At 32.6% G+C, this 6792-nt stretch carries 8 protein-coding genes; 2 read left to right on the forward strand and 6 right to left on the reverse strand.

The window, feature by feature from the left end; genetic code table 11:
- Window positions 1-92: 92 nt before the first annotated feature.
- The 3 genes from B8T70_RS18670 to ruvC form a co-directional block, all read right to left on the reverse strand.
- Window positions 93-1058: a D-2-hydroxyacid dehydrogenase family protein gene (locus B8T70_RS18670; RefSeq protein ID WP_086895811.1), complete on the reverse strand. Its 966-nt coding sequence runs from the start codon at window positions 1056-1058 to the stop codon at window positions 93-95.
- A 151-nt stretch (window positions 1059-1209) separates the two neighbouring features.
- Window positions 1210-2364, reverse strand: a complete 1155-nt coding sequence (gene hemW / locus B8T70_RS18675; RefSeq protein WP_086895812.1) for a radical SAM family heme chaperone HemW — start codon at window positions 2362-2364, stop codon at window positions 1210-1212.
- A 126-nt stretch (window positions 2365-2490) separates the two neighbouring features.
- A complete protein-coding gene (gene ruvC, locus B8T70_RS18680) occupies window positions 2491-3045 on the reverse strand; it encodes a crossover junction endodeoxyribonuclease RuvC (protein ID WP_039116297.1) in 555 nt (184 codons plus the stop codon).
- A gap of 143 nt (window positions 3046-3188) precedes the next feature.
- On the opposite strand from ruvC, the gene B8T70_RS18685 reads away from it, so the two are divergent.
- Together B8T70_RS18685 and B8T70_RS18690 are read left to right on the forward strand one after the other, a co-directional pair.
- Window positions 3189-4133, forward strand: coding sequence for a lysylphosphatidylglycerol synthase domain-containing protein (locus B8T70_RS18685; protein WP_086895813.1), 945 nt, complete (start codon window positions 3189-3191; stop codon window positions 4131-4133).
- Window positions 4133-5233 (forward strand): glycosyltransferase, encoded by a 1101-nt coding sequence (locus B8T70_RS18690; RefSeq protein WP_369827409.1) that lies wholly within the window; start codon window positions 4133-4135, stop codon window positions 5231-5233. The genes B8T70_RS18685 and B8T70_RS18690 overlap by 1 nt, the downstream gene beginning before the upstream one ends.
- 111 nt (window positions 5234-5344) lie before the next feature.
- Here the strand turns inward: B8T70_RS18690 and B8T70_RS18695 are convergent, their stop codons facing one another.
- The 3 genes from B8T70_RS18695 to B8T70_RS23945 all read right to left on the reverse strand — a co-directional run.
- Window positions 5345-6058, reverse strand: a complete 714-nt coding sequence (locus B8T70_RS18695) for a DUF4184 family protein (RefSeq protein ID WP_086895815.1) — start codon at window positions 6056-6058, stop codon at window positions 5345-5347.
- Window positions 6059-6061: 3 nt separating this feature from the next.
- Window positions 6062-6538: a hypothetical protein gene (locus B8T70_RS18700; protein WP_039116293.1), complete on the reverse strand. Its 477-nt coding sequence runs from the start codon at window positions 6536-6538 to the stop codon at window positions 6062-6064.
- Window positions 6539-6580: 42 nt separating this feature from the next.
- The coding region (locus B8T70_RS23945) for a hypothetical protein (RefSeq protein ID WP_165763229.1) at window positions 6581-6792 on the reverse strand (212 nt) is incomplete at its 5' end.

Here is a 6792-nt window from a genome sequence, read left to right on the forward strand (position 1 = left end):
CAAAGGTTTTACGCAAAGGTCGCTAAGTTTTGTTTCTTTGCGTTCATAGCGTAAAACTTAACGACCTTTGCGGTTGAACATATCATCCAAATTTAAAGCAATGCTTCGGGATTTGCAATATTTGTTGGATTGCTATTGATATAATTAATTACATTCTCAAAAGCTTTCTCAAAATAAAGTTCGTAGCTGTTTTTCTCGACATAACCTATATGAGGCGTACAAACAACATTTGGTATTTTTAGCAATTCAAAATCTACATCATAAATAGGTTCTTCTTCATAAACATCTATTCCTGCAAATCCAGGTTTTCCGTTTTTAAGCGATTTTAATAAGGCTCCTTTTTCTATTAATTCAGCTCTTGCAGTATTAATTAAAGCTGCGTTTGATTTCATTAAACTTAAATCGGTTTCCTTAACAATCCCGAAGGTGCTTTCATTAAGCCTCAGATGTAATGTGATGATGTCACTTTGCGAGAAAAATTCTGCTTTAGAATCTGCTTTCTGAAATCCATCAGCAACAGCTTGGTTCCTTGAACTTTCACTTCCCCACACCAAAACCCTTGCTCCAAATACATTTGCATATTTAGCTATTTGTTGGCCTATTTTTCCATAACCCCAAATACCAATTGTTTTACCTCTAATAATCGAACCAATATTAGTCTGCCATTTTCCTTCTTTCATTCCCTGAATAGCTTGAGGAATCTGGCGAACAGTATTCATGATTAATGCCCACGCAAGTTCAGATGGAGCTACGGGCGAACCAATACCTTCTGCAACTGCAACTTTATATTTTGTACACGCAGCAATATCAAGGTGATTGGACTTTTTTCCTGTCTGACTTATGAGTTTCAATTTAGGTAATCTCGAAAGCAAGTCGGTTGAAATTTCTGTTCTTTCCCTAATTAAAACTATAATTTCGGAGTCTTTTAATAACTCCGCCAACTTTGAATTGTCTTTTTCGGTATGGTTAAGAATTGTAACATCCAATCCTTTCAACATTTTGAAAGATTCTAGTTTTGCAACTGCATTTTGATAATCATCTAATATGGTAATTCTCATAATACTTTCGTTTTTAACTGCAATGATATATATTCTTTGTAGATTTTTGCAAACATAATTGAACGCGGATTTTACGGATATTCTAACGCGGATTTCTACAGATTTTTTTAAATCAGCGTTGCTTGCATCCGTTTTATCAGCGTACTAAAATTTATTCTAAATTTAAATAAAATAAATCACTAGCAATTCCATCAGTCAGGAATTTCCCTTTTGGTGTTGGTTTTAGAATATTATTTTCAATTGAAACCAATTCATCATTTAGAAACTTCTCTGCTTGTTTTTTTAGATAAACTAGGTAATCAGTCCCGAATTCTTTTTCGATTCTGTCTAAAGAAACGCCCCAGATTGTTCGCAATCCTGTCATAATATATTCATTATAACGGTCGGAAACCGAAAGAATTTCTACCTCATTTGGTAATTGATTATCCTGAATTGATTTGAGGTAAAGTGAATTGTTAGAAATATTCCAACTTCTGGAAATCCCATCATAACTGTGAGCCGAAGGCCCGACACCAATATATTTTTTACCCAGCCAATAAGCCGAATTGTTTTTAGAAAAGTAATTCTTTTTTCCGAAGTTTGATAATTCGTAATGAATAAAGCCATTTGCTTCAAGCGTTTCTACCAAAATCATAAAATGAGCCGAAGCCACTTCGTCATTTGGCTTAGCAACTTTACCTGTTTGTATTAATTTACTCAAAGCTGTTTTGGGTTCAACAGTCAAAGCATAACTCGAAATATGTGGGACTCCGAAACTTAATGCCATTTCGATATTATGCTTCCATTTTTCGTTGCTCATTCCCGGAACGCCGTATATTAAATCCAAAGAAATATTATCAAAGTATTTAGTTGCTTCTTCCAAACATTTTTTGGCTTCCACCGAATTATGGGCACGGTTCATCATCTTCAAATCATCTTCAAAGAAAGACTGAATCCCGATACTCAAGCGATTTATCGGACTTTTGGATAATTCTATTATTCTGTCTTTCGATAAATCATCTGGATTTGCTTCGAGTGTAATCTCAGGGTTATCGACAACTTTATAATTTTTATAAATTTCTGAAATTAAAAAGTTTATTTCTTCATTACTCAGAACAGAAGGAGTTCCGCCACCGAAATAAATAGTTTCAATTTGGTTTTCATTCCCTGTGGAGTTAAGAAGTTCAAACTCATTTTTGCGCATGGTTATTTCTTTGGCAATAGCCAAAACCATGTCTTCTTTCTTCTTCATCGAAGTCGAAAAATGAAAGTCACAATAATTACAAGCCTGCTTGCAAAAGGGAATATGAATGTAGATACCGGACATTAATTAGATAATTAGGATAATGTGTCAATTAGATAATGTGATAGTTAATCACTAATAGGTTAACAAACTAGAAAATTAAATATTCGTAATGCAAGAATTATCTAATTTTCTAATTAACGCATTATCTCATTTTTTTACTCGTTCTTCATTTTGTTTTACAAATGCATCCCAACCTGTGTAACTCTTTGTTCCGATTACTTTTCCTGAGTTGAAAAAATGACAAACGGCAGCAGCTAATCCATCAGTACTATCTAGATTTTTAGGCAATTCTTTTAATCCTAAAAGCTGCTGAAGCATTTTAGCAACTTGCTCTTTACTAGCATTTCCGTTACCGGTAATTGCCATTTTTATTTTTTTAGGTTCATATTCCGTTATCGGAATATCTCTCGAAAGTCCTGCTGCCATTGCGACTCCTTGTGCTCGTCCTAACTTAAGCATCGACTGAACATTTTTACCAAAGAAAGGAGCTTCAATTGCGATTTCGTCTGGATGATGCGTTTCGATTAATTCGATGGTACGTTCAAAAATGATTTTTAGTTTCTGATAATGATTGTCATATTTAGACAATTGCAATTCGTTAAGCTGCAAAAATTCCATTTTTTTATTGACGATTTTTATCAATCCAAAACCCATTATCGTTGTTCCTGGATCGATTCCTAATATGATGCGTTCTTTTGTCATTATTTATTTTGGTTACACAAAGTTTCGCTAAGTAGGCACAGAGATTCACTAAGTTTGTTTTTTATCTCTCTGTGTTACTTTGATATTACTTTGTGAATCTTTGTGAAATAGCTTTTTTACAATAGTTTCCTTTACTTTGCAGCATGATTTCAATTCCTCACAAAGCTAAACAATTCCTTGTTCTTGTAATCAAACTTTTGATTGTAGGTGGCGCATTTTACTTTATTTATAATCAACTTGCTCAGAATGACAAACTAGATTGGCAAAAGTTCCTAATTTTATTCAAAAAGAACCAATCGGTTTCGGGGATTGCTTTCATTTTATTGTTTAGCGTTTTAAATCGGTATTTCGAAATCCTAAAATGGCAAAACCTGGCTCAGGTAATCCATAAAATATCGGTATCTGAAGCTACAAAACAAGTTCTTGGGGCTTTAACAGCGGGGCTTTTTACACCAAACGGAATTGGGGAATATGCTGGAAAAGCATTGTTTTTTGATAAAAAAGACACTAAAAAAGTCGTATTCTTAAACCTGATTTGCAACGGAATACAAATGGTTCTTACGGTTATTTTTGGTATTTTTGGCTTGATGTATTTTAACTCAAAATACAATGTGATTACGCCAACAACGGTTGCTTTACTTTTCGGACTTCTATTTATTCTATTTCTTGTGGTTTTTCTATTAAAAAAGATAACAATCAAAGGATATTCTATCGAAAGGCTAATTCATAAGATTAACGAAATTCCAAAACCGATTCATCAAAGAAATATCCTTTTAGGAATCTGTCGCTATCTTGTTTTCTCACATCAATATTATTTTTTGTTTCTGGCTTTTGATGTCGACTTACCTTACTTTACAATGATAGCTACAATCTCGGCTGTTTATTTCTTAGCTTCATCTCTGCCTACCTTTCAGTTTTTGGATTTTGCTGTAAAAGGAAGTGTTGCTGTATATTTCTTCGGAATTCTTGGTGTAAACGAATGGATCGTGATTTTTATATCCACCTTAATGTGGTTCTTAAATGTGGTTTTACCAGTGGTTATCGGAAGTTATTATGTCTTGAATTTTAAAACTAAAACCGCTAAATAATGGTAATTCTGTATGCCATAATACTAATCTATTGTCTTGTTATAGCTTGGCTTAGTTATGGTTTTACTAAAATTAAGAAATATCAATCTGCCGAATTACCTCATAAAACACGTTTTACGATTGTTGTTCCTTTTAGAAACGAAACAGAAAACTTACCAATTCTCCTTAATAGTATTTCGAGATTAAATTATCCTATCGAACTCTTTGAAGTAATTTTAGTTGATGATGATTCTGAAGAAGCATTCTGTATTTTGTCTCAAAAATTTAGTATTCGAATAATTGAGAATATTCGTGTTTCTAATTCTCCTAAAAAAGATGCGATTACAACTGCTATGCAACATGCATCGACCGAATGGATTATTACAACCGATGCCGATTGCATTGTTCCTAAAAACTGGTTACAAACTCTAGACAATTACATCCAGCTTCATGATATTTCGATGATTGCTGGCGCGGTTACATATCAATGCGATAATTCATTTTTGGATCATTTTCAACAATTGGATTTAACGAGTTTACAAGGTGCAACAATTGGAAGTTTTGGCATAAACAAAGGTTTTATGTGCAATGGTGCTAATTTTGCTTATACTAAATCCTTATTTGAAAAACTAAATGGTTTTGATGGCAATAACAAAATTGCCAGTGGCGATGATGTTTTTTTATTACAAAAGGCAATCGCAGCGTTTCCAGAACAAGTACATTATTTAAAATCTGAAGCTAATATTATAATTACAAAACCAACTCCCGATTGGGAAAGCTTGTTTTATCAGCGGGTTCGTTGGGCAGCTAAAACGGGTTCGTACCAAAGTACATTCGGGAAATTATTGGGTATTATTGTTTTCCTTGCCAATTTAAGCGTTATTATAACTTGGATTATATTTCTAGCACTTCAAATAAACTACATTCATCTTCTGAGTATATTAATTCTGAAGTTTATATTAGACTGGATCTTGCTTTATCAAACCAATTCTTTTTTGACCGGAAAGCAAATGCGTTTCTTTATTCTCTCGAACTTATGGTATCCATTTTTTAGTACTAGTGTTGCTTTATATAGTTTATTAGGGAGTTATGAGTGGAAAGGAAGACAGTTCTCCAAGTAATATTCTGATGAAAATGACAGCTCTAGCCCTGATGGAAGCGGCATCCTTTTTATTTTTTCTTTAAAAATAAAAAGATATAGCGTCCCGAAGTTTCGGGAGCAGGAATAGCTTCTAAATAATTTTTCTGTTTCTGAAAATCAATCCTGCAAAAGTTAGCGCCAAAAACATGGAGGAAATTGCACTTACAACTACACTCCCTATTTGTTTAAATGTCATTCCTAATGCAAATCGTATACTTAGGATTATTACCGCAATACCTATTACAGAAAACCAATATTTAAGATTGACTTTATTATGTTCTTCAATTCGTACAGGCAATTTATAGATATAAAAAAGAATTAATACCATCCCAATTAAAGAACTTAAATGCTGAGCGATTTTATAAACAGGAATTGAATATAAGTTTCCTCCCAAAAAGTGTATTCTTTGTACAAAATACCCATTTATATGTGTGAATGAATCCCAAAATATATGAGAAAAAATTCCTAATATAAATGAGACTATAACAATCCAGATATTAGATTTAAAGTAATTTAACCAGTTGCTTTCTTTAAGAACATATAATCTTTCTTTAATAAAACCAGGCAAATTGTCTATTAATGGTCTTTTTATTATTTGATGAAATAAGAATGCTACTAAAACACCTAAAGGAATATCTACGAGAAACACACCTAAAAAAGTATGTCCGATATCGCCTTGCATTTTCATTCTGAAAAAATATTCTAAATCGGGAGACATAGACCCAATTACCAAAGCTGTTGCTGAGAGTTTTTTATTCTTTAAAAATGGCAGAACAATAGCTGGGTGCGAAAAAGTAAATGGCACTACTTATTCTACTTTTAGAATTACAGGTAATATAAATTGTGTTTTTACAGGAATTCCGCGTTTAATAGCTGGATTTACTTTTGGAAAATCGACTAAACGGGCGCGTAAAATGCTATCAATTTTTACTGTATCGTAAGCCACTGAATCTTTTGGGAACTGAGGTTCGAATTTCATTGTGGCATTTGGAAAAATTGTCACTTTTACTTCGATAGTATCTAGTTCTGGATAAAGAATTGCAAGGGTGTCACTGCTTAGTTTTTGCTGGATAAGTTGTGTCATTATCTCGAAGAAACATTGTTGACGTTGCTTTTTATTTTCAATTTTCTCGCAATCGACCACAGATGGAAACTCATCGACTTCTTTCCAGTTAATCGATTTTAACTCTTTTTGCAATAATTCTTTTTCAGAAGGAACCTGCTTCTCAAAATATTGACAAGAGTTAAATAAAAAGATTATTAATAAAAGGGAAAACTGCTTCAAGGATTTGATTTTGAATTAAACTATTAATTTATAAAAATACAATTATTTTTTTTGAGAAGCTTTGTATAATAAATAATCTTCATAGCTTTCTGATAGCCACTCTTCTTTATTTTTTGCCGCAATCTCCTTTTGAGCAGGATATAAACTAGCCAATCGGTCAGAGAAAGTAGCAATTTGTACTGTATAATTATAAAACTGTGTTTTAGTTAAAACTACATTTGGATTGCTTTTAGTTTTAAAAAAATCAAAAAAAA

This window comes from Flavobacterium sp. AJR, from assembly GCF_002156885.1.
GTDB lineage: Bacteria > Bacteroidota > Bacteroidia > Flavobacteriales > Flavobacteriaceae > Flavobacterium.

Bases quoted from the DNA above. Each gene is read 5' to 3' on its own strand.
- ruvC (WP_039116297.1), bottom strand. From the start codon at position 3,045: ATGACAAAAGAACGCATCATATTAGGAATCGATCCAGGAACAACGATA.
- B8T70_RS18685 (WP_086895813.1), top strand. From the start codon at position 3,189: ATGATTTCAATTCCTCACAAAGCTAAACAATTCCTTGTTCTTGTAATC.
- B8T70_RS18670 (WP_086895811.1), bottom strand. From the start codon at position 1,058: ATGAGAATTACCATATTAGATGATTATCAAAATGCAGTTGCAAAACTA.
- hemW (WP_086895812.1), bottom strand. From the start codon at position 2,364: ATGTCCGGTATCTACATTCATATTCCCTTTTGCAAGCAGGCTTGTAAT.
- B8T70_RS18690 (WP_369827409.1), top strand. From the start codon at position 4,133: ATGGTAATTCTGTATGCCATAATACTAATCTATTGTCTTGTTATAGCT.